Source organism: Pantoea sp. (genome assembly GCF_028283705.1).
Classification (GTDB): domain Bacteria; phylum Pseudomonadota; class Gammaproteobacteria; order Enterobacterales; family Enterobacteriaceae; genus Pantoea.
The window spans coordinates 122,295-143,088 of sequence record NZ_JAPWKD010000012.1; the positions used below are offsets into that span (position 1 = coordinate 122,295).

General features: G+C 53.7%; 18 protein-coding genes. 8 read left to right on the forward strand and 10 right to left on the reverse strand.

Annotation, left to right across the window (positions count from 1 at the left end; translation table 11 throughout):
- The first annotated feature begins 126 nt into the window (after positions 1-126).
- On the forward strand, positions 127-2,109 hold the full coding sequence (dhaR, locus tag PW844_RS11105) for a dihydroxyacetone kinase operon transcriptional regulator DhaR (RefSeq protein WP_299451574.1): 1,983 nt from the start codon (positions 127-129) through the stop codon (positions 2,107-2,109).
- 51 nt (positions 2,110-2,160) lie between these two features.
- Here the strand turns inward: dhaR and zwf are convergent, their stop codons facing one another.
- Complete coding sequence (zwf, locus tag PW844_RS11110) at positions 2,161-3,636, reverse strand: glucose-6-phosphate dehydrogenase (protein ID WP_299451576.1); 1,476 nt, start codon at positions 3,634-3,636, stop codon at positions 2,161-2,163.
- Between the two features lie 364 nt (positions 3,637-4,000).
- Between zwf and PW844_RS11115 the strand changes: the two genes are divergently transcribed.
- From PW844_RS11115 to PW844_RS11130, 4 genes are all read left to right on the forward strand, one after another.
- Entirely contained in the window at positions 4,001-4,879 is an 879-nt protein-coding gene (locus tag PW844_RS11115) for a MurR/RpiR family transcriptional regulator (RefSeq protein ID WP_299451701.1), read from the forward strand.
- Positions 4,880-4,987: 108 nt separating this feature from the next.
- Complete coding sequence (gene pyk, locus PW844_RS11120; protein WP_084875375.1) at positions 4,988-6,430, forward strand: pyruvate kinase; 1,443 nt, start codon at positions 4,988-4,990, stop codon at positions 6,428-6,430.
- Between the two features lie 86 nt (positions 6,431-6,516).
- Positions 6,517-7,749, forward strand: coding sequence for an MFS transporter (locus PW844_RS11125; RefSeq protein ID WP_299451578.1), 1,233 nt, complete (start codon positions 6,517-6,519; stop codon positions 7,747-7,749).
- A 514-nt stretch (positions 7,750-8,263) separates the two neighbouring features.
- Positions 8,264-9,202, forward strand: a complete 939-nt coding sequence (locus tag PW844_RS11130; protein ID WP_299451579.1) for an omptin family outer membrane protease — start codon at positions 8,264-8,266, stop codon at positions 9,200-9,202.
- A 40-nt stretch (positions 9,203-9,242) separates the two neighbouring features.
- On the opposite strand, the gene lpxM is transcribed toward PW844_RS11130, so the two are convergent.
- The 3 genes from lpxM to znuA all read right to left on the reverse strand — a co-directional run bounded on the left by lpxM (position 9,243) and on the right by znuA (position 12,661).
- Positions 9,243-10,217 (reverse strand): lauroyl-Kdo(2)-lipid IV(A) myristoyltransferase, encoded by a 975-nt coding sequence (gene lpxM, locus PW844_RS11135; RefSeq protein WP_299451580.1) that lies wholly within the window; start codon positions 10,215-10,217, stop codon positions 9,243-9,245.
- A 126-nt stretch (positions 10,218-10,343) separates the two neighbouring features.
- Entirely contained in the window at positions 10,344-11,678 is a 1,335-nt protein-coding gene (gene mepM, locus PW844_RS11140; protein WP_299451582.1) for a murein DD-endopeptidase MepM, read from the reverse strand.
- A gap of 14 nt (positions 11,679-11,692) precedes the next feature.
- Positions 11,693-12,661 carry a zinc ABC transporter substrate-binding protein ZnuA gene (gene znuA, locus PW844_RS11145; protein ID WP_299451583.1) on the reverse strand — a complete coding sequence of 323 codons (969 nt, stop codon included), beginning with the start codon at positions 12,659-12,661 and terminating at the stop codon, positions 11,693-11,695.
- A gap of 77 nt (positions 12,662-12,738) precedes the next feature.
- On the opposite strand from znuA, the gene znuC reads away from it, so the two are divergent.
- Both znuC and znuB read left to right on the forward strand, forming a co-directional pair.
- On the forward strand, positions 12,739-13,494 hold the full coding sequence (gene znuC, locus PW844_RS11150; RefSeq protein WP_299451585.1) for a zinc ABC transporter ATP-binding protein ZnuC: 756 nt from the start codon (positions 12,739-12,741) through the stop codon (positions 13,492-13,494).
- A complete protein-coding gene (znuB, locus tag PW844_RS11155) occupies positions 13,491-14,276 on the forward strand; it encodes a zinc ABC transporter permease subunit ZnuB (RefSeq protein ID WP_299451586.1) in 786 nt (261 codons plus the stop codon). Before znuC ends, znuB begins: the two co-directional genes overlap by 4 nt.
- A gap of 7 nt (positions 14,277-14,283) precedes the next feature.
- On the opposite strand, the gene ruvB is transcribed toward znuB, so the two are convergent.
- The 6 genes from ruvB to aspS all read right to left on the reverse strand — a co-directional run bounded on the left by ruvB (position 14,284) and on the right by aspS (position 19,663).
- The gene (gene ruvB / locus PW844_RS11160; protein WP_084875393.1) at positions 14,284-15,291 is read right to left on the reverse strand and encodes a Holliday junction branch migration DNA helicase RuvB; all 1,008 of its coding nucleotides are present in this window, start codon (positions 15,289-15,291) and stop codon (positions 14,284-14,286) included.
- Between the two features lie 8 nt (positions 15,292-15,299).
- Positions 15,300-15,914: a Holliday junction branch migration protein RuvA gene (ruvA, locus tag PW844_RS11165; RefSeq protein ID WP_299451588.1), complete on the reverse strand. Its 615-nt coding sequence runs from the start codon at positions 15,912-15,914 to the stop codon at positions 15,300-15,302.
- Positions 15,915-15,996: 82 nt separating this feature from the next.
- The gene (gene ruvC / locus PW844_RS11170; protein ID WP_084875399.1) at positions 15,997-16,524 is read right to left on the reverse strand and encodes a crossover junction endodeoxyribonuclease RuvC; all 528 of its coding nucleotides are present in this window, start codon (positions 16,522-16,524) and stop codon (positions 15,997-15,999) included.
- Between the two features lie 37 nt (positions 16,525-16,561).
- Positions 16,562-17,305: a YebC/PmpR family DNA-binding transcriptional regulator gene (locus tag PW844_RS11175; RefSeq protein WP_299451590.1), complete on the reverse strand. Its 744-nt coding sequence runs from the start codon at positions 17,303-17,305 to the stop codon at positions 16,562-16,564.
- A gap of 145 nt (positions 17,306-17,450) precedes the next feature.
- A complete protein-coding gene (nudB, locus tag PW844_RS11180; protein ID WP_299451592.1) occupies positions 17,451-17,882 on the reverse strand; it encodes a dihydroneopterin triphosphate diphosphatase in 432 nt (143 codons plus the stop codon).
- On the reverse strand, positions 17,882-19,663 hold the full coding sequence (aspS, locus tag PW844_RS11185) for an aspartate--tRNA ligase (protein WP_299451594.1): 1,782 nt from the start codon (positions 19,661-19,663) through the stop codon (positions 17,882-17,884). The genes nudB and aspS overlap by 1 nt, the downstream gene beginning before the upstream one ends.
- A 221-nt stretch (positions 19,664-19,884) precedes the next feature.
- Between aspS and PW844_RS11190 the strand changes: the two genes are divergently transcribed.
- Positions 19,885-20,706, forward strand: coding sequence for a DUF72 domain-containing protein (locus PW844_RS11190; RefSeq protein ID WP_299451596.1), 822 nt, complete (start codon positions 19,885-19,887; stop codon positions 20,704-20,706).
- Positions 20,707-20,794 lie beyond the last annotated feature (88 nt).

A 20,794-nucleotide genomic window follows, 5' to 3' on the forward strand; every position in this document is an offset into this window, starting at 1 on the left:
ATGTCACAAATTGCTACGTCCTTTTCCTGGAAAGAACCAAAATACTCTACATATAGCGCTACGTTCGCGTGACAGACGCGTACCTCAATATTAATCGCTGGATCTTTTTCAGCAGGAAGGCAACGCATGCGTCTCAATATGAAAGCGATATGGCGGGCGTTTGTCGCCAAAGATCCCGGCGAGTTTAACAACCTCACCAGTCTGGATCGTCTCGATATTAAACCCTGGCTGAAGGAGTCCTGGCTGCGTTGTCGGCGACAACAGCGGCATGATCACTGGCCACCACAACTTTATGCCAAAGGCATCACCTTCGACTCGCTGTGCCGCAACAAATCGGAGATGCTTAATATCTCCTCACCGATTATCGAGGATATATTCGAATATCTTGATACGCCGGATTGCGCCATCTTCATTACTGATGAAACCGGTTGTACGCTGCGATTTTACGCCACCCCGGCAATGACCACCCGCCTGGCAGCACTGGGGATCCGTGCCAGTGTCTACTGGCGGGAAGGCATGATGGGCAATAATGCCGTTTCCAGCGCCCTGCTGCTGCACGAAACGGTCAGCGTCAGAGGCTATGAACATTTCAACCGGCACCTGCACGCATTTACGATTTGCGCCGCACCGGTTTTTGATAGCGACAGCACCGTGATGGGCGCGGTGGGTCTTGTCCTGCTAACCGGTAATGATACCCTGCCGACACTGGGACTGGCGCTGGTGCACTCCATCGAACAACAAATTACCGCCAGGCTGAATACCGACCTGGTTCTGGCCGAATCCAATCAGCATCTCAGCGAAGTCCATGCGCTGCTGGACGGCGTGGAAGAAGGCGTGCTGGCCTGGGACAATAAAGGCACCATTCTGTATCTCAATATTCACGGCAGCGATTTATTTAATGTTAAAGGGGAAAAGATCCTCGGGAAAAATATCCACGACATTATTAAATTACCGCAAAACATCATTAATGCGATTGAACACAACCGTGAAGTTGATTTGTTTGAAACCGCTATTGAATTTAATGGCAGTTTTATTTCACTGGCGATCTCCCTGAAGATCGTTAAAGGCCCCAATAATAGCTCGGATCGCTATATCGCCCTGCTGCATCCCATCGATCGCATCCGTGAACTGGTACATCGCCACAGTGGTGTCTGGGCGCGTCTGACCTTTGACGATCTCGACTATGTGGGCAGTTCCAATGCGATTCGGCGCGTGATGCGTCTGGCACAGCAGGCAGCGAAAGGACGTGGTTCGGTACTGCTGCACGGAGAAGAAGGGTTGGGCAAGTCGCACCTGGCGCAGGCGATTCATAATGCCAGCGAGCGTCAGGATAAGCCTTTTATCACCATTAACTGCCAGGCAATCCTGCGTGAAGCGATGACCAGCGAGTTTCTCGGCGGCGTTATTAATGGTGACAAGCATGTGATTTCTAAATTCGAGCTGGCTAAAGGCGGCACATTGCTGCTGGAGAATGTCGAATATCTGACGGCAGAAGTACAGACCGCGCTGCTGCAACTGCTGAAAACCGGGCTACTGAGCAAAGCCAACCAGCTGCTGGTACCTCTGGATGTCCGCCTCATCACCACCACCACGGTCGATATCAATCAATACGTCGATGAAAACCGCTTCCGCCGCCATTTACTGTATGAGTTACAGTCGTTTGATATCCATATCCCGCCGTTACGCGAACGCAGCGAAGATATTCCACCGCTGATCAAACGTTATCTGAAAATCATGAGTCATGAGGTAGGTAAAAACGTGTCACTGTCTGACGATGCATTGCAACTGTTAACGCGTTACAGCTGGCCGGGCAATAACCGGGAATTGCGTAATGTGCTTGAACGCGCCTTCAGTTACAGCGATGGCGCCATGATTCGGGCAAAAGATATTCCTTCCTCCCTGATTGAAAGAATTCGCGATATTGGTGTCGAGCCGCCAGCCCATGGTCTGCACAGTCTTAATGATATGGAGCGGGACGCCCTGATTCAGGCTGCCATCCAGTGTAAGGGGAGAGCCATGAAGATTACCGAGGCACTGAAGATCAGCCGTACCTCGCTGTGGAGAAAGCTAAAAGCCTTCAATATTCATCTGGAAGATTACAAGACCTGAAGGGATATTTGCAGATAAAAAAGCCCGCTAAATCGCGGGCTTATCTGTTTCTTACTCGAATTCGTTCCAGGAACGTCCGTCACGGGTGATCATCGCCACGGAGGCGACCGGTCCCCAGGTACCGGCCTGATACGGCTTCGGTGCATCCGCATCGGCGTTCCATGCATCAATGATGGAATCCACCCATGTCCATGCGGCTTCGACTTCATCGCGGCGCACGAACAGCGCCTGAATGCCACGCATGGTTTCCAGCAACAGACGCTCATAAGCATCCGCCAGATGCGACTGATTGAAGGTTTCTGAGTAGCTGAGATCCAGCTTGGTGGTCTGCAGTTTGTGTTTGTGATCCAGACCCGGCACTTTGTTCAGGATCTCGATATCCACACCTTCATCCGGCTGCAGGCGAATGGTCAGCTTGTTCTGTGGCAGTTCAGCGTAGGAATCTTTGAACAGGTTCATTTCCGGGTTCTTGAAGTACACCACCACTTCAGAACACTTGGTTGGCAAACGCTTACCGGTACGCAGGTAGAACGGTACGCCCGCCCAGCGCCAGTTGTCGATATCGACACGAATAGCCACGAAGGTTTCTGTAGCGCTCTGCTTGTTGGCACCCTCTTCTTCCAGGTAGCCTGGTACTTTTTTACCCTGAACAAAACCGGCGGTGTATTGGCCACGTACGGTTTTTTCACGCACGTTAGTCTGATCGATGCGACGCAGCGAACGCAGCACCTTCACTTTTTCGTCACGAATCGCATCGGCACTCAGGTCTGATGGCGGCGACATGGCGATCATGGTGAGGATCTGCAACAGGTGGTTTTGGATCATGTCGCGCATCTGGCCCGCTTTATCAAAGTAGCCCCAGCGGCCCTCGATACCCACCTCTTCAGCCACCGTAATCTGCACGTGGTCGATGGTGCGGTTGTCCCAGTTGTTGACGAAGATCGAGTTAGCAAATCGCAGCGCCAGCAGGTTCAGTACCGTTTCTTTGCCCAGATAGTGGTCGATACGGAACACCTGGCTCTCTTCGAAGTATTTGCCCACGCTGTTGTTGATCTCCTGAGAGGTCTCCAGCGAGGTGCCAAGCGGCTTCTCCATCACCACACGCGCCGGTTTGGCGTTCAGTTTGGCTGAACCCAGACCATCGCAGATAGCACCAAAAGTGCTCGGCGGCATGGCGAAGTAGTTAATGGTGACACGATTTTTCTGGTCGAGCATTTTGCCCAGACGAGAAAAGTGCGAAGTATCGTTTACGTCGAGGTTACAGAAGTCGAGACGGCTGCTGAGTTTGTCCCACAGCGCTTCATCGATCTTCTCTTTCATGAAGGTTTCCAGCGCTTCACGCACCACTTTGGTGTATGCGTCTTTGTCCCACTCCGCGCGGCCTACGCCGATAATGCGCGTGGTGTCGTGAATCTGACCGGCTTTCTCCAGCTGATACAGTGAAGGCAACAGTTTCCGGCGTGCAAGATCGCCTTTGGCACCGAAAATCACCAGATCGCATGCCTGGGCTGTTTGTGTTACCGCCATTTTCCTCTCCTCGTTGCAGGATATACCCGGTCGAGCGTCCTCATTTACCGGGTCCTTATTGTAATTTTCTTACAGCACAATGTACTTTTTTCCCTGTGCCGGAACAACCCGGGCACAGGCTTACGTGTGATAACTCTGAACGCGATTGATGAATAACGTGTGTTGTCACGTGCGCTTTTGACGCTTTTTCTGTTTCTGCTTTTGTCGGGGCAAAACCCATCACGGGTCAAAGTATGACAAAAAAATCGCGTTTACATTTATCCGCAACTGCGTGCGACTGCAGTTTACACGGTATATTGTTGTTAACAGAGCGCCCTTTCATCCATAAATGAAATTGGCAAAAGTGATGAGTGGTCATCGGGTTATCAATATGCTGGAACAGATTCAGGCGCAATTGCAGGCGCTGAGCAAATCGGAACGTAAAGTCGCGGAGCAAATCCTTGCCGCCCCCCAGCAAGCCATGCATTCCAGCATCGCCACGCTGGCCGCAGCCGCCGGGGTAAGTGAGCCCACGGTGAACCGCTTTTGCCACCGCATGGGTACGCGAGGCTTTCCCGATTTTAAGCTGCAACTGGCACAGAGTCTGGCGAAAGGCCCAAACTGGGTCAGCCGGGACGTGGAAGAAAATGACAGCGTTGAGAGCTACAGCCATAAAATCTTTGATTCGGCGCTGGCCGGTCTCAATCGCGTGCGCCAGCAGCTGGATATGGCGGTGATTCAGCAGGCGGTTCGGGCGCTGACGCGTGCCAATAAAATTGCTTTTTTTGGTCTCGGCGCCTCCGCCGTGGTCGCCCATGACGCCACCAATAAATTCCTGCGTTTTAATCTGCCGGTCATCTGGTCGGAGGATATTGTGATCCAGCGCATGAGTTGCATAAATAGTGGACCAAATGACGTTTTTGTTCTCATATCACATACTGGTCGAACCAAAAATATGATAGAACTGGCTCGCCTGGCGCGTGTAAACGCTTCCACCGTTTTGGCTATCACGTCCCCCGGTTCACCGCTTGCGGCAGAAGCCACACTGGCACTGACACTCGATGTTCCGGAAGATACTGATATCTATTTGCCGATGGTTTCCCGCCTGGCGCAATTGACCATGGTCGATGTCCTGGCAACGGGTTTTACCCTTGAGCGCGGCACCTCTTTCCGCGAGAATCTAAAACGGGTTAAAGAGGCGCTGAGAGATTCGCGCCTGGAGAAGCAAGTGCAGACAGAAATCAATGCACGGCAAAATAATTAACATCACATTTACAATGTGAGTCGAATCACAGCCCATCGATCATATAGAATATGTGACCACAACGTGTCCAGATGACAGGGGCACGATACTTAGTCAACGGAGTCCTTCATGTCCAGACGTCTCAGAAGAACCAAGATCGTTACAACCCTCGGCCCGGCAACCGATCGCGACAATAACCTCGAAAAAATCATTGCGGCGGGTGCGAACGTTGTACGACTCAACTTCTCCCATGGTTCCCCGGAAGATCACCAGCTACGCGCCAATAAAGTGCGTGAAATTGCTGCCAAGCTGGGTCGCCATGTCGCCATTCTCGGCGATCTGCAGGGTCCGAAAATTCGTGTATCGACCTTCAAAGAAGGCAAAGTATTCCTCAATGTTGGCGACCGCTTCCTGCTGGATGCCAGCCTGAGCAAAGGTGAAGGCGACAAAGAGAAAGTCGGTATCGACTACAAAGGTCTGCCTGCTGACGTGGTGCCAGGCGACATTCTGCTGCTGGATGATGGGCGCGTGCAGTTGAAGGTGCTGGAAGTTCAGGGCATGAAAGTCTTCACCGAAGTCACTGTGGGTGGCCCGCTTTCCAATAACAAAGGCATCAACAAACTGGGCGGTGGCCTGTCAGCCGAAGCGCTGACCGAGAAAGATAAAGCCGATATCCTCACTGCGGCGAAAATTGGCGTAGACTACCTGGCCGTTTCTTTCCCACGCTGTGGTGAAGATATGAACTATGCGCGTCGTTTAGCACGCGATGCCGGTTGCGAAGCCAAGCTGGTCGCGAAAGTGGAACGCGCAGAAGCGGTAGCGACCCAGGAAGCCATGGATGACATCATCCTCGCTTCTGACGTGGTGATGGTAGCGCGTGGTGACCTCGGCGTGGAAATTGGCGATCCGGAACTGGTCGGCATTCAGAAAGCGTTGATTCGTCGTGCGCGTCAGCTGAACCGCACCATTATCACCGCAACGCAGATGATGGAATCGATGATCACCAACCCGATGCCGACCCGTGCTGAAGTGATGGACGTGGCGAACGCCGTGCTCGACGGTACCGATGCGGTGATGCTGTCAGCTGAAACCGCAGCAGGTCAGTACCCGGCAGAAACAGTTTCGGCAATGGCGAAAGTGTGTCTTGGCGCGGAAAAAATCCCGAGCGTTAACGTGTCCAAGCACCGCCTTGAAGTGCAGTTCGACAACATCGAAGAAGCGATTGCGATGTCCGCGATGTATGCTGCGAACCACCTGCAAGGGGTTACCGCCATCATTACCATGACCGAATCAGGCCGTACCGCGCTGATGACATCACGTATCACTTCGGGCCTGCCGATCTTCGCCATGTCACGTCACGAGCGTACGCTGAATCTGACCGCGTTATACCGTGGTGTGACGCCGGTATTTTTCGACAGCAACAACGACGGTGTTGCCGCCGCTCACGACGCCATCAATCTGCTGCGTGACAAAGGTTTCCTCGTCTCCGGCGACCTGGTGATTGTGACCCAGGGCGACGTGATGGCGACCACCGGCACCACCAATACCAGCCGGGTGCTGCGCGTAGACTAAATACGCCCACTGACAGCGGCTGTAACAACAAGGAAAACGCGACTGCCCCGGCAGTCGCGTTTTATTTTCTCTGACAAGGAGGCCAGATGGCCCGCTTTCAACCCATAACCCAACTCACCGGCCGCGTGCTGTTATTTCCGCTGGCGCTGGTGTTGTTTGAGTTTGCCACCTATATCGCCCACGACATGATTCAACCCGGGATGTTGCTGGTCACCAGTGAATTCAATGTCGGGCCGGAATGGGTTTCCACTTCGCTGACGGCCTATTTGATGGGTGGAGTGGTACTGCAATGGCTGCTCGGTCCACTCTCCGACAAATATGGCCGCCGTCCGGTGTTACTGTTCGGCATTTTGTTTTTTGCCGCTGCCTGCATGCTCACCACCCTGGTACAGAACATTGAGCAATTTGTCACTCTGCGCTTTATTCAGGGCATCAGCCTGTGCTTTATCGGCGCGGTCAGCTATGCCGCCGTACAGGAGGCTTTCGCCGAAGCGCTGGCCGTGCGCATGATGGCGTTAATGGCGAATGTGGCGCTGCTCGCCCCGCTGGCAGGTCCACTGGCCGGTGCGGCCTGGCTTAGCGTCGGTGACTGGCGCAGCATGTTTTGGTTGTTTGCCGCCTGTAGCATCGTGGCCTTTATCGTGCTGTGGCGCATCATGCCTGAAACCGCCGGTGACCGCAGTCACTCGATTGCCCTGCCAAACCTGGCGCGCGGCTATGGTCGTCTGGCACGCGATAAGCAGGTGATGTACGGCTCCTTCGCGATTGGCCTGGTGTTTATCCCGATACTCACCTGGGTCGCCCTGTCGCCGGTGATCCTGATGCATGATGAAGGTCTGTCGCGTCTGCATTACGCCTTGCTGCAATTGCCGGTGTTTTTGGCAATGATCGCCGGGAACCTGACGCTGGGCAAACTGGCGGGACGGGTGCCGATTGAGCAACCGGTGAAATTCGCCGCATGGCCGATTCTGATTGGCCTGAGCATTGCGCTGCTGGCAAACCTGCTGAATAGCCACAGCTATCTGTTGCTGACGGCGGGTCTGAGCCTGTATGCCTTTGGTGCCGGGATGGTCAACGCCGGCTTGTACCGTCTCACCCTCTACGCCAGCAATGAAGGCAAAGGCAGTATTGCCGCGATGCTGGGCATGATCAGTATCCTGACGCTGGCTATCGGCATCGAGCTGGCGAAAAGTGCTTATTTCAGCGGCGGCACACCGTGGTTTAGCGGGATAAACTGCGCCAGCGGTGTGATGTGGTTCGGTCTGGTGACGTTGTTTCTGCGAGAACGCAAACGCCGCAGCCAGGTCACTGAAGTCTGATTAATTAACAGGCGTTGTATTAGATGATCGGATCGGATAATTCAACGCCTGGTATTGGGTGATATTTTCAGCAAAAAATTTACGTTAAAAAAAATGATGAAAAGATTTCATGGGCATCTGTTGAACTTTATTTTTGGCTAATTTATCACCTGTTTTTCTCATAACGCAAATTGCCCATTAATTCGTCGCGCAAATAAAATGCTGTTCTGAATGATGAAGACAAATTAATTCGCGATAAAAATTAATTCTCTCCTCCCAACCGGCATAGCCTCCCTGAATATTAACTTACCTGTTCAACTAACTTATTGCTTAATCGGTAAATTATCCGCACCGCCCTCCACCTTCTACAGGACGATCGATTATTATCGTCAGGACTTAAATTTTTATTAGTTAATTTTGCTGAACTCTGATCGCACGCTTTCTTAGCGAAAAACTTACACTTGCCTGACATTCCCCTGCACATTAGTCTGTGCGCGCAGTTTAAGGATTAGTTTAATTAAACACGGGATATAACATGAACAAGAATGCTGTTGCGGTAATGATGATGGCCGCGCTTTCAGGGACCGCTTATGCGGAGTCTGCGCAATTTACACCAAACTTTTCACCAGAAAGCCTGAGTGTCGCCACCTCGGTGGGGATGCTGGGCGGCAAATCCAAAGAGCTGGTTTATGACACAAGCAATGCGCGTAAAATCAGCCAGCTGGACTGGAAAATTAAAAATGTCGCCATCCTGAAAGGTGATATCTCCTGGGATGCCTGGTCCTTCCTGACCCTGAATGCCCGTGGCTGGACTTCTCTGGCTTCCGGTTCCGGTCATATGGATGATTACGACTGGCAGAATGCTAACCAGTCAGGCTGGACCGATCACTCATCACATCCGAGTACCGATGTGAATTACGCCAATGAATACGACCTGAATGTGAAAGGCTGGTTCCTGCAGGGCGACGATTATAAAGTCGGTGCGGTGGCGGGTTATCAGGAGACGCGTTTCAGCTGGACGGCAACCGGCGGTTCTTATAATTACGATAATGGCGATCTGGTGGGTGACTTCCCGAATGGCCAGGCAGGAATTGGTTACAGTCAGCGTTTCTCCATGCCGTATATTGGTCTGGTCGGACATTACCGTATCAATGATTTCGAATTTAACGCCCAGTTTAAATTCAGCGATTGGGTTCGTGCACACGATAATGACGAACACTATTTGCGTGACCTGACCTTCCGCGAGAAAACCTCCAACTCCCGTTACTATGGTGCGTCTGTAGATGCAGGTTACTATGTCACCGAGAATGCCAAAGTATTTGCTGAATTTACTTACAGCAAATATGAAGAAGGTAAAGGCGGCACTCAGGTTATCTACACGCCAACCGGCGAGTCAGCGTCTGTAGGTGGTGATGCAGCGGGTATTTCTAACAAAAACTACACCGTGACGGTAGGTCTGCAATATCGCTTCTAATCACTAAACCTGTCGGGATGAACCCGACAGGTTCTTTGCGTTATTTGCGGGGATAAAGATCTTTACGCACGTAGGGTTCAATATCCCCCTCTTTGCGCGTCTTCAGCAGCTTGAGAATCCAGGTATATTGTTCCGGATGCGGGCGAACAAAGATTTCCACTTCTTCATTCATTCGACGCGCCAGCGTTTTATCATCCGCTTCCAGCAAATCATCCATTGGCGGCCGCACATAGACTTCAAGACGATGTGTCGAACTGTTATACACCGGGAACAATGGCACCACGCGCGCCCGACACACTTTCATCAGGCGGCCAACTGCCGGTAATGTCGCTTTGTAAGTGGCAAAAAAATCAACAAACTCGCTGTGTTCCGCCCCGTGATCCTGATCCGGCAGATAATAACCCCAGTAGCCCTGACGCACGGAACTGATAAAGGGTTTGATGCCATCGTTACGCGCATGCATACGCCCGCCAAAACGACGACGTACCGTATTCCAGACATAATCCATCAGTGGATCGCTCTGGTTATGGAACATCGCTGCCATCATCTGCCCTTCAGATGCCAGCAGCATCGCCGGAATATCGACACCCCAGCCATGCGGAACGAGGAAAATGACGTTTTCATTATTGGCCTGTAGCTGGTCGATGATGTCGCGACCAAACCAGTCAACACGCTGACGCACCCGCTCCGGGTTGCGTATGCCGAGTTCCGCCATCATCACCATCGCCTGCGGGGCGGTAGCAAACATTTCATCGACGATGGTTTCGCGCTCGGCTTCGCTCAGTTCCGGCAGGCAGTAATACAGATTGATCAACGCGCGGCGACGCGCGCTTTTTGCCAGCTTACCTGCCAGCTTACCCAGGCCACCCAACAGGGGATCACGCACTTTTGCGGGTAACATAGCCATACCGGCCAGCGCACCAATCGCCAGCCAGTTGCCCCAGTATTTCGGCTTCAAAAAAGAACGTTGAAAAACGGGAATAAACTCAATGTTATTTTTTTTACGGGTTTCCATGCACTCGCCTCTGACAATGACCGCTCAATAATAGTGACGATGACTAATTTTGCAATCTTCGTGCGCCAGATAGCAAAAAACCGACGAATAATCCGTCGGTTTTGCGTTTTTGCCCGTGATAATGCGTTACTGCTGCAGTGCCAGTTGCGGCAGGTAAGTTTTCACATCTGCCAGATAGCTGCTGCGATCTTTACCCGTCAGCCCTTCCATACGTGGCAGTTTCGCCGTGAGTGGGTTAACGGCCTGATTGTTAATCCAGATTTCAAAGTGCAGATGCGGCCCGGTGGAGCGTCCGGTATTGCCGGAAAGTGCGATGCGATCGCCACGCTTCACCTTCTGCCCTGGCTTCACCAGCACTTTGCTCAGGTGCATGTAGCGCGTCATGTACTGGCGGCCATGACGGATCGCCACGTAATTACCCGCTGCACCGCCGTTCTTCGCCATCACTACTTCGCCATCACCCACCGCTAATACCGGCGTACCAATCGGCAGCGCAAAATCAACACCGCGATGCGGCGCGATGCGGCCGGTGACCGGGTTCAGACGACGTGGGTTAAAGTTGGACGATACACGGTATTGCTTCACCGTCGGGAAACGCATAAAGCCACGCGCCAGGCCGGAACCGTTACGATCATAGAATTTGCCGTCTTCGGCACGGAAGGCATAGTAATCTTTGCCGCCGGTATGCAGGCGCACGCCCACCAGCTGACTCTGGGCGCTCTTGCCGTCGAGCATTTCGCGCGACATCAGCACGCTGAACTGATCGCCAGCACGTAGCTTGCGGAAGTCCATCTGCCACTGCATCGCCTTAATCACGTTACTGATTTCCGAGCTGCTCAATCCGGCGCTACGGGCGCTGGCAGCAAAACTACCGTGCACTTCGCCTTTCATCACGCTGTTTTGCCATTCGCCTTTTTGCAGCTCCTGCTGCATTTTAAAGCTGCCGTCATACTGGCGCTGATAAGTGCGGGTTTCGCGGCGATCAAGCTCCCAACTGAAGCTCTGCAACTGTCCGTCGGCGTTCAGGGTCCAGCTCAGCTGCTGACCCACACGCAGACCTCGCAGATCTTTATCGCTGCTGACCAGTGCATTGATGTCACCGAGGTCGATACCATACTGGTTGAGGGCGCTACTCAGCGTATCGCCTGCAGAGACCGTATAATCGTGCACGTTCGGATTGTCCGGCACGTCTTTATCGATATCGTCTGCCGGGATGTCTTCTTCCGGTTCTGGCGTCGATTGATCGACCGGCTCACTGTCTTCCGGCAGCAGATTCTGCAATTCGAATTTGTCCAGTGGGACATTTTTGACGATCGGAGTAGAATCATCGGTGGGATGATAAACGTAAGGCCGCCAGACAGCGACGGCCAACGTAATAACAGTTAATGACCCCAGCATAACGCGGTGGGGACGCGGCAAATTATTAAATGCGAGGGCGACAGAGCGGGCTATCTGCTGCACTTTTACCTATTCCTCTATGCTCCATTCAGGCAGCTGGCATACTGGCTCGACAGCTGTGAGAGGAATTTCACGTAGCTGTCTTTGGTTAAGCTGATTCCCATGCCCAATGGATCCAACGTACCTTTACGCACATTCGTCCCCCGTGACACGGCATCGATGACCGCCGGCCTGAATTGTGGTTCAGCAAAAACGCATGTGGCTTTCTGCTCAACCAACTGTGTTCGTATTTGATTTAAACGCTGTGCACCCGGTTGGATCTCAGGATTAACGGTAAAATGCCCTAATGGTGATAAACCGTAATGTTTCTCAAAGTAGCTATAAGCATCGTGAAAAACGAAGTAACCCTTATTCCGCACCGGAGCAAGCTGCGCGCCAATGTGTTTGTCCGTATCCGCTAATTCTGCTTCGAAATGCTGCAGGTTGGCGTCTAGTTTGGCCTTGCTTTGCGGCATAAGTTCCAATAATTTTCCGTGGATTGCAACCGCAGATTGCCTTGCGATCTCTGGGGACATCCACAGATGCATATTAAACTGACCGTGATGATGTTCATCAACGGCGTCATGGTCAGCGGAATCTGCTGCGCCATGTGCCTGATCATGCGCATGATCATGCTCATCATCGTCATCAGCACCGGTAATCAGCAGCGGTTTTACCCCGGCAATTTCGGCAATTTCCAGATTTTTGTTCGCCGGAAGTTCCGCGGCTGACTTGGTCAGAAAGGCTTCCATTTCCGGGCCAACCCAAACCACTAAGTCTGCGTTTTTTATACGTTTTACATCTGAAGGACGTAGTGCATAATCATGCTCAGACGCACCATCCGGCAGCAGCACTTCCACCGGCGTAACGCCATCAGCAATCGCAGCGGCGATAAATCCAATCGGTTTAATTGAGGCAACGACCGCAGCGGATGCTGGCAGAGCAAATGAGGCCGCAATCGCGACCGCAGGAAGGGTAAAAGCAAGGCGCTTTTTATTGTGTAACATAATGCGTCATTCCATCGTGACCAGGTGATGGAATGTGATATTATAACATTCGAAATTCTGTGCAACCTGTAAATATCATGCCTTCACTTGTTACGCTCGAAAATATCTCCGTGAAATTCTCCCAACGTCCAGTCCTGGCGGGTGTCAGCCTGTCACTGGAGCCAGGAAGAATTTTGACATTGCTTGGCCCGAATGGTGCCGGGAAATCGACCCTTGTGCGTGTCGTGCTGGGCTTGCTGACGCCTGACACCGGCAGCGTAAAACGAAGCGCCAGTTTACGTATCGGCTATGTGCCGCAGAAATTGCATATTGACCCTACCCTGCCGATCACTGTCGAACGCTTTATGCGTCTGTCGCGTGGCAGCCGCGCGGACGCCATCTTACCGGCGTTAAAACGTGTGCAGGCCGGGCATCTGCTGCATGCACCTTTACAGAAATTATCCGGCGGTGAAACGCAACGCGTGTTGCTGGCCCGGGCGCTACTCAGCGACCCGCAACTGCTGGTGCTGGATGAACCCACTCAGGGGGTCGATGTGAATGGACAGGTCGCATTGTATGACCTGATTGATCAGCTTCGACGCGAGCTGAACTGCGGTGTGCTGATGGTTTCACATGACCTGCATCTGGTGATGGCAAAAACTGACGAAGTACTGTGCCTCAATCACCATATCTGCTGTTCCGGCACGCCGGAGGCGGTCTCGCAGCATCCGGAATTTATCGCCATGTTCGGTCCTCGCGGTGCTCAGCAGCTGGCTATTTATCGCCATCATCATAATCATCGTCACGATTTACAGGGACGAATTGTTCTGCGTAAAGGAAATGGCCCGTCATGATTGAACTGTTGTTACCCGGCTGGCTGGGTGGTGTGTTTCTGGCACTGGCAGCCGGTCCGCTGGGCGCGTTTGTCGTCTGGCGTCGTATGTCCTATTTTGGTGATACCCTCGCCCACGCCTCACTGCTCGGTGTGGCCTTCGGCCTGCTGTTTAACGTCAATCCCTATTATGCAGTGATTCTGGTGACGGTTTGCCTGGCGCTGGGGCTGGTGTGGTTGGAGCGTCGTCCGCATCTGGCGATCGATACCCTGCTCGGTATTATGGCGCACAGTGCGTTATCGCTGGGTCTGGTGGTAGTCAGCCTGATGTCCGGTGTGCGCGTCGATTTAATGGCGTATCTGTTTGGTGATTTGCTGGCGGTTACGCCACAGGACCTGTGGATGATGGGCGCTGGCGTGGTGATTGTGCTGGCGGTGATGGCGTGGCAATGGCGCTCGCTGCTGTCTATGACCATCAGCCCGGAACTGGCGCAGGTGGATGGCGTCAACATTCAACGCACGCGCCTGATGCTGATGCTGGTGACGGCGCTGACGATTGGTGTGGCGATGAAATTTGTCGGGGCGTTGATTATCACTTCGCTGCTGATCATCCCGGCCGCTACCGCACGCCGCTTCTCACGTTCGCCAGAGCAAATGGCAGGCTTTGCGGTGATTATCGGCATTCTGGCCGTCACCGGCGGTTTGTGCTTTTCCGCGCTTTACGATACCCCGGCAGGCCCGTCAGTGGTGCTCTGCGCCGCCATCCTGTTTATCATCAGCATGGCGAAGAAACCGGCGGCCTGACGCCGGTTTACTGTTCTTCGCGGGTAATCCCGAAGTGACGATACGCATGCTGCGTTGCCATACGGCCACGCGGCGTGCGCTGAATAAAGCCCTGCTGAATCAGGAAGGGTTCAATCACATCTTCGATCGTTTCACGCTCTTCGCCAATCGCTGCCGCCAGGTTATCCAGTCCAACCGGGCCGCCCATGAACTTATCAATAATCGCCAGCAACAGCTTGCGGTCCATGTAGTCAAAACCCTGGCTATCCACGTTGAGCATATCCAGCGCGCTGGCAGAAACCTCACCGCTCATATCACCATTGGCCCGCACCTCAGCGAAGTCCCGCACACGGCGCAACAGGCGGTTGGCAATACGTGGCGTCCCTCGTGAGCGACGTGCGATTTCCAGTGCACCCTCTTCGCTAAGCGCCAGGCCCAGACAGGCGGCGCTGCGGCCAACGATATGTTGCAAATCCGCCACATTATAAAATTCCAGCCGCTGCACAATCCCGAAGCGATCGCGCAGTGGTGAAGTCAGCGAACCGGCGCGGGTGGTGGCACCAATCAGGGTAAAAGGTGGGAGATCCAGTTTGATGGAACGCGCCGCTGGCCCTTCACCGATCATGATATCCAGCTGATAATCTTCCATCGCCGGATACAGCACCTCTTCCACTACCGGGGAGAGGCGATGGATCTCATCGATGAATAACACATCATGGGGTTCGAGGTTGGTCAGCATCGCCGCCAGGTCGCCCGCCTTCTCCAGCACCGGTCCGGAGGTGGTCCGCAGATTGACGCCCATCTCGTTGGCGACAATATTCGCCAGCGTGGTTTTACCGAGGCCTGGCGGGCCGAAGATCAACAGATGGTCGAGCGCATCACCACGCAGCTGCGCCGCCTTGATAAAGATCTCCATCTGCTCTCGCACCTGCGGCTGGCCAACATATTCAGACAGCAGCTTAGGTCGAATGGCGCGGTCGAGGTTCTCTTCTTCGTTAACACTGCTGGCGGAGACCAGACGATCAGCTTCAATCATGCTTTACCTCAAATGGCTGCGCGCAGGGCTTCGCGGATCAGGGTTTCGCAGTCCGCATCGGGTCGGCCAATCTTACTTACCATACGGCTGGCTTCCTGCGGTTTATACCCCAGCGCTACCAGGGCCGCAACAGCTTCTGCTTCCGCATCGTTGGTATCTGGCACGGCAGATGGCGTGGTCAGGGTAAAGGCGTTGTCGCCACCGAACAGATCGCCGTGCATCCCTTTGAAGCGGTCCTTCATTTCCACCACCAGGCGCTCGGCAGTTTTCTTGCCAACACCCGGCAACTTCACCAGCACCGCAATCTCTTCTTTCTCCACTGCCGTCACGAACTGCTGTGCCGACATGCCGGAGAGAATTGCCAGCGCCAGCTTTGGCCCGACGCCATTCACTTTGATCAGCTCGCGGAACAGCGCACGCTCCTGTTTGCTATTAAAACCAAACAGCAGCTGCGCATCTTCGCGCACCACAAACTGGGTGAAGATAATCGCTTCCTGGTTTAGCTCAGGCAGCTCATAAAAGCAGGTCATTGGCATATGCACTTCATAACCGACGCCGTGCGCCTCAATTAACACCAGCGGCGGCTGTTTTTCCAGAATATTGCCTCGTAAACGACCAATCACCTGAGCACTTCCTTAATCTATGAGTAAGCCTGTTTATATACCATAAAAAAGGCTGGATGAATATCCAGCCTTAGGTTTTCATCTAGCCCGACCGCAAACGCCCTCGCGTCAGCACCAGCTTGCTATCACTCATCCGCGCCGCGTTCTGACTGACGTGGCAATGGGTGATGGCGATGGCCAGGGCGTCGGCCGCATCCGCCTGTGGATTGGCCGGTAACTTCAGCAAGGTGCGCACCATATGCTGCACCTGGCTTTTTTCCGCGCTACCAATGCCGGTCACCGTTTGTTTGACCTGGCGTGCCGCGTATTCAAATACCGGCAGATCGAGATTGACCGCTGCCACAATGGCGGCCCCACGTGCCTGCCCCAGCTTGAGTGCTGAATCGGCGTTTTTCGCCATAAATACCTGTTCGATGGCAAAAAAATCAGGCGAGAACTGAGTGATGATTTCGCTGACGCCAGCATAAATCAGCTTGAGACGGGATGGCAGGTCGGTAACGTTAGTGCGGATACAGCCGCTGCCCAGATAACTGAGCTGGCGGCCGGTCTGGCGGATAACACCGTAGCCGGTGACGCGCGAACCAGGGTCGATCCCAAGGATTATCGCCATGATGCGTCTCCGGCAATCTGGGGTTGAGAAAACGCCATTACAGCGTTTCCGCCACCTCATCGGAAATTTCGCCGTTATGGTAAACTTCCTGCACGTCGTCGCAATCTTCCAGCATATCGATCAGACGCAGCAGTTTCGGTGCGGTTTCCGCATCCATTTCAGCTTTGGTCGACGGGATCATGGAAACTTCCGCGCTATCGGCTTTCAGGCCAGCGGCTTCCAGTGCATCACGCACCGCACCCAGTTCTTCCCAGGCCGTGAACACGTCAATAGCACCATCATCGTAGCTCACCACATCTTCCGCACCTGCTTCCAGTGCAGCTTCCATCACGCTATCTTCATCCTTGCCCGGTTCGAAGGAGATCACCCCTTTCTTGCTGAACAGGTAAGAAACGGAACCGTCAGTACCGAGGTTACCACCGGTTTTGGTGAAGGCATGACGCACTTCGCCGACTGTACGGTTGCGGTTGTCACTCAGACATTCAACCATCACCGCAGAACCGCCCGGACCGTAACCTTCATAAATGATGGTTTCCATGTTGGAATCATCTTCACCACCCACGCCGCGTGCAATCGCACGGTTCATGGTGTCACGGGTCATATTGTTGGACAGGGCTTTGTCCATTGCAGCGCGCAGACGCGGGTTGGAACCGGCATCGCCACCACCCAGTTTTGCGGCAGTCACCAGCTCGCGAATGATTTTGGTGAAGATCTTACCGCGTTTCGCATCCTGTGCCGCCTTGCGGTGCTTTGTATTCGCCCACTTACTATGTCCAGCCATAAAAATTTCTCTCCGATCTCAAATCTTATGCAGGGTATCTTTCTAACCTGACTGTTCAATATTTGCGGTGCAGTTCTGTTTGACCGCACCCAATTCATTAAATTTTAATGAATGTGCCGCCAGAAAAACGCGTGGCGGCTGGCATTCAGATAAATTCTTCAATTGCCTGGCGGTTACTCCAGGACTTAGTCAGGGCTGCTGCATCAGTGGGCGTCAGCCAGCGCGCGGCAAGGTGCTCACTCAGGATAACCTCGCGCTCTGCGGGCAGTGCCAGCCGGAACCAGTGTTCGCGGTTGTGGGTGGTGCCCGGCGCGTAGCGATGGCGGTAGTGCGGGAAGATCTCGAACTCGATTTGCTTATGGCAATCTTCCAGCGGCAGCTGTTCGGTTACCACATCAATCGCCAGTTCTTCCTGCACCTCACGCTGGGCAGCCTGAAGCGGGCTTTCCCCGGCTTCAAGGCTGCCAGTGACCGATTGCCAGAAGCTCTCGTCATCGCGGCGTTGCAGCATCAGCACCCGGCCTGAGTCCTGAGCAAAAATCACCACCAGAACCGAAACCGGATGCTTATAGCCCATTATTTATTCTCAAGCTTGTCTTTCTTCGGAGCCAGCTGAATCCCGAGATCGGCCAGCGCAGCCGGGTTGGCTTCGCTGGGTGCTTCCGTCATCAGACAGGCCGCCGCGGTGGTTTTCGGGAAGGCAATCACGTCACGGATGTTATCGGTGCCGGTCAGCAGCATGGTGACGCGGTCCAGACCAAATGCCAGACCCGCATGTGGCGGGGTGCCGAATTTCAGTGCATCCAGCAGGAAGCCGAACTTCTCACGCTGTTCTTCTTCCGCAATACCGAGAATGCTGAACACCACCTGCTGCATTTTGCCGTTGTGGATACGCACGGAACCGCCACCCACTTCATAACCGTTGATCACCATATCGTAAGCATTGGCGATGGCCTGCTCCGGGTTTTCCGCCAGTTGCTCAGCCGTCATCTCTTTCGGCGAGGTAAACGGATGGTGCATCGCTGCCAGACCACCTTCGTCATCCGCTTCGAACATCGGGAAATCGATGACCCACAGCGGTGCCCAGGCTTTGTCATCGGTGATTTGCAGGTCACGACCCACTTTCAGACGCAGTGCGCCCAGCGCATCGGAAACCACTTTGGCGCGATCGGCACCAAAGAAGATCACATCGCCATCCTGCGCGCCGGTGCGCTCAAGAATCGCGGCCACAATCTCAGCGTTGAGGAACTTCGCCACCGGGCTTTGTACACCTTCAAAACCTTTTGCCAGCTCGTTGACCTTCATCCACGCCAACCCTTTGGCACCGTAGATTTCAACAAACTTGCCGTACTCATCAATCTGCTTACGGCTCAGGGTGGCGCCACCCGGCACGCGCAGCGCGGCGACACGGCCTTTGGCATCGTTGGCCGGGCCAGAGAATACCTGGAATTCGACGTTTTTCAGCAGATCCGCAACATCCACCAGCTCCATCGGGTTACGCAGGTCTGGCTTGTCAGAACCGTAACGACGCATCGCTTCGGCGAAGGTCATTTGCGGGAAGCTGCCAAGGTCCACGCCTCGGATATCCATCCACAGTTCACGGATCAGACGCTCCATCACTTCACGCACCTGTTCGGCGCTCATAAAGGAGGTTTCCACGTCGATCTGGGTAAATTCAGGCTGACGATCGGCACGCAGGTCTTCGTCACGGAAGCACTTCACGATCTGATAGTAACGGTCAAAACCGGACATCATCAGCAGCTGTTTGAACAGCTGCGGTGACTGCGGCAGTGCATAAAATTTGCCTTTATGCACACGGCTCGGCACCAGATAGTCACGCGCACCTTCCGGTGTGGCTTTGGTCAGCATCGGGGTTTCGATATCGAGGAAACCTTCGTTGTCCATAAAACGTCGGACAAAGCTGGTGATTTTTGCGCGGGTTTTCAGGCGCTGAGCCATCTCCGGACGACGCAGGTCCAGGTAGCGGTATTTCAAACGTGCTTCTTCGCTGTTGATCTGGTTGGAATCCAGCGGCAGCGGCTCAGCACGGTTAATAATGTTCAGGTCATGGGCAAAGATTTCAATCTCGCCAGTCGCCATTTCGCTGTTTTTATTCTTCTCATCACGCGCACGCACGGTGCCAGTGATCTGGATACAGAATTCGTTACGCAGCTCAGACGCCAGCTGGAAAGCCTCCTGACGATCGGGATCGAAGAACACCTGGACGATGCCTTCACGGTCGCGCATATCGATAAAAATCAGGCTACCCAGATCGCGACGGCGGTTTACCCAGCCGCAAAGAGTGACTTGCTGACCCACATGAGACAGATTGAGCTGTCCGCAATATTCTGTACGCATAACGTATCCTTTTAACTTCGCCGCTGCAGCCAGGCAGCATCAGGCCGCGTAACCTTCTGAGATGCTGCCGCAAAAAAGGCGGCTATTATAATGGAAAAAGCCTGACAGGATAAGTAGAGCCGCGCCAAAGCGCTTAAAACATCTGCTTTTGTCACAGGTTGTTATCCCAGTGTGACTAAAACAGGTTAACCTGTCGCTGATTTTTCCGTATGGGGTTCGTTTTGACGCTACGTATTGGCTTACCGCAGTGGCAGCATGCACACTGGAAACAATTTGGTCTGGCAACGCTGGCAGATTATGCGCAGCTGTTCGATTGTGTCGAAGGCAATACGACGCTTTATGCATTACCAAGACAGGAAGTGGTGCTGCGCTGGCGCGACATGACCCATGACGATTTCCGCTTCTGCTTTAAATTCCCGTCCACCATCAGCCACCAGGCGGCGCTGCGTAACTGCGATGATTTGCTGGCGGAGTTTTTGCGTCTGCTGGACCCGTTAGCCAACCGTATCGGCCAATACTGGCTACAACTCCCCGCCGCCTTTTCCCCGGCGCAACTGAATGATTTGTGGCACTTTCTGGATAGCCTGCCGCATCGCTTCAGTTATGGTGTGGAAGTGCGCCATGCGGCGTTCTTCGCCAAAGGCGAGGCCGAACGTGCGCTTAATCGCGGCTTGCAACAACGCGGCGTGAATCGGGTGATTCTGGATAGCCGCCCGGTACATGCCTCGCAATCACAAACCGCCGTGGCCATCCATGCGCGGGAAAAAAAGCCTCGCGTACCGCCACATGCGGTGCGCACCGGCAACCAGCCGATGGTGCGTTTTATCGGCAGTGATAGTGTTGATGAATCTGTGCCCATGTTTCAGCCGTGGCTGGCAAAATTGCCCGGCTGGCTGGTAGATAGCGATCCGATGTTGTTTATTCACACCCCCGATATGGGTGAGGTTTTTCCACTGGTTGCCGCCTTGTGGCCCCAGTTGCAACAGCTGGAACCTCGGCTGCCTGCACTGCCCATCTGGCCTCAGCAATCCAGCCTGTTCTGACGCCTCGGGCTACACTCATGGGAAACGGGTGCAGCCTGCGGCAGTTTCTGCCAGAATAGCGCCCTTTCCGTTTTCTCTCCGGATATTT

What these genes read in the sequence shown, in the direction of transcription:
- znuC (WP_299451585.1), top strand. Translation starts at nt 12,739, where the DNA reads ATGCCTTCACTTGTTACGCTCGAAAATATCTCCGTGAAATTCTCCCAA.
- ruvC (WP_084875399.1), bottom strand. Translation starts at nt 16,524, where the DNA reads ATGGCGATAATCCTTGGGATCGACCCTGGTTCGCGCGTCACCGGCTAC.
- znuA (WP_299451583.1), bottom strand. Translation starts at nt 12,661, where the DNA reads ATGTTACACAATAAAAAGCGCCTTGCTTTTACCCTTCCTGCGGTCGCG.
- aspS (WP_299451594.1), bottom strand. Translation starts at nt 19,663, where the DNA reads ATGCGTACAGAATATTGCGGACAGCTCAATCTGTCTCATGTGGGTCAG.
- dhaR (WP_299451574.1), top strand. Translation starts at nt 127, where the DNA reads ATGCGTCTCAATATGAAAGCGATATGGCGGGCGTTTGTCGCCAAAGAT.
- nudB (WP_299451592.1), bottom strand. Translation starts at nt 17,882, where the DNA reads ATGGGCTATAAGCATCCGGTTTCGGTTCTGGTGGTGATTTTTGCTCAG.
- lpxM (WP_299451580.1), bottom strand. Translation starts at nt 10,217, where the DNA reads ATGGAAACCCGTAAAAAAAATAACATTGAGTTTATTCCCGTTTTTCAA.
- PW844_RS11125 (WP_299451578.1), top strand. Translation starts at nt 6,517, where the DNA reads ATGGCCCGCTTTCAACCCATAACCCAACTCACCGGCCGCGTGCTGTTA.
- PW844_RS11130 (WP_299451579.1), top strand. Translation starts at nt 8,264, where the DNA reads ATGAACAAGAATGCTGTTGCGGTAATGATGATGGCCGCGCTTTCAGGG.
- pyk (WP_084875375.1), top strand. Translation starts at nt 4,988, where the DNA reads ATGTCCAGACGTCTCAGAAGAACCAAGATCGTTACAACCCTCGGCCCG.
- PW844_RS11175 (WP_299451590.1), bottom strand. Translation starts at nt 17,305, where the DNA reads ATGGCTGGACATAGTAAGTGGGCGAATACAAAGCACCGCAAGGCGGCA.
- znuB (WP_299451586.1), top strand. Translation starts at nt 13,491, where the DNA reads ATGATTGAACTGTTGTTACCCGGCTGGCTGGGTGGTGTGTTTCTGGCA.
- ruvB (WP_084875393.1), bottom strand. Translation starts at nt 15,291, where the DNA reads ATGATTGAAGCTGATCGTCTGGTCTCCGCCAGCAGTGTTAACGAAGAA.
- zwf (WP_299451576.1), bottom strand. Translation starts at nt 3,636, where the DNA reads ATGGCGGTAACACAAACAGCCCAGGCATGCGATCTGGTGATTTTCGGT.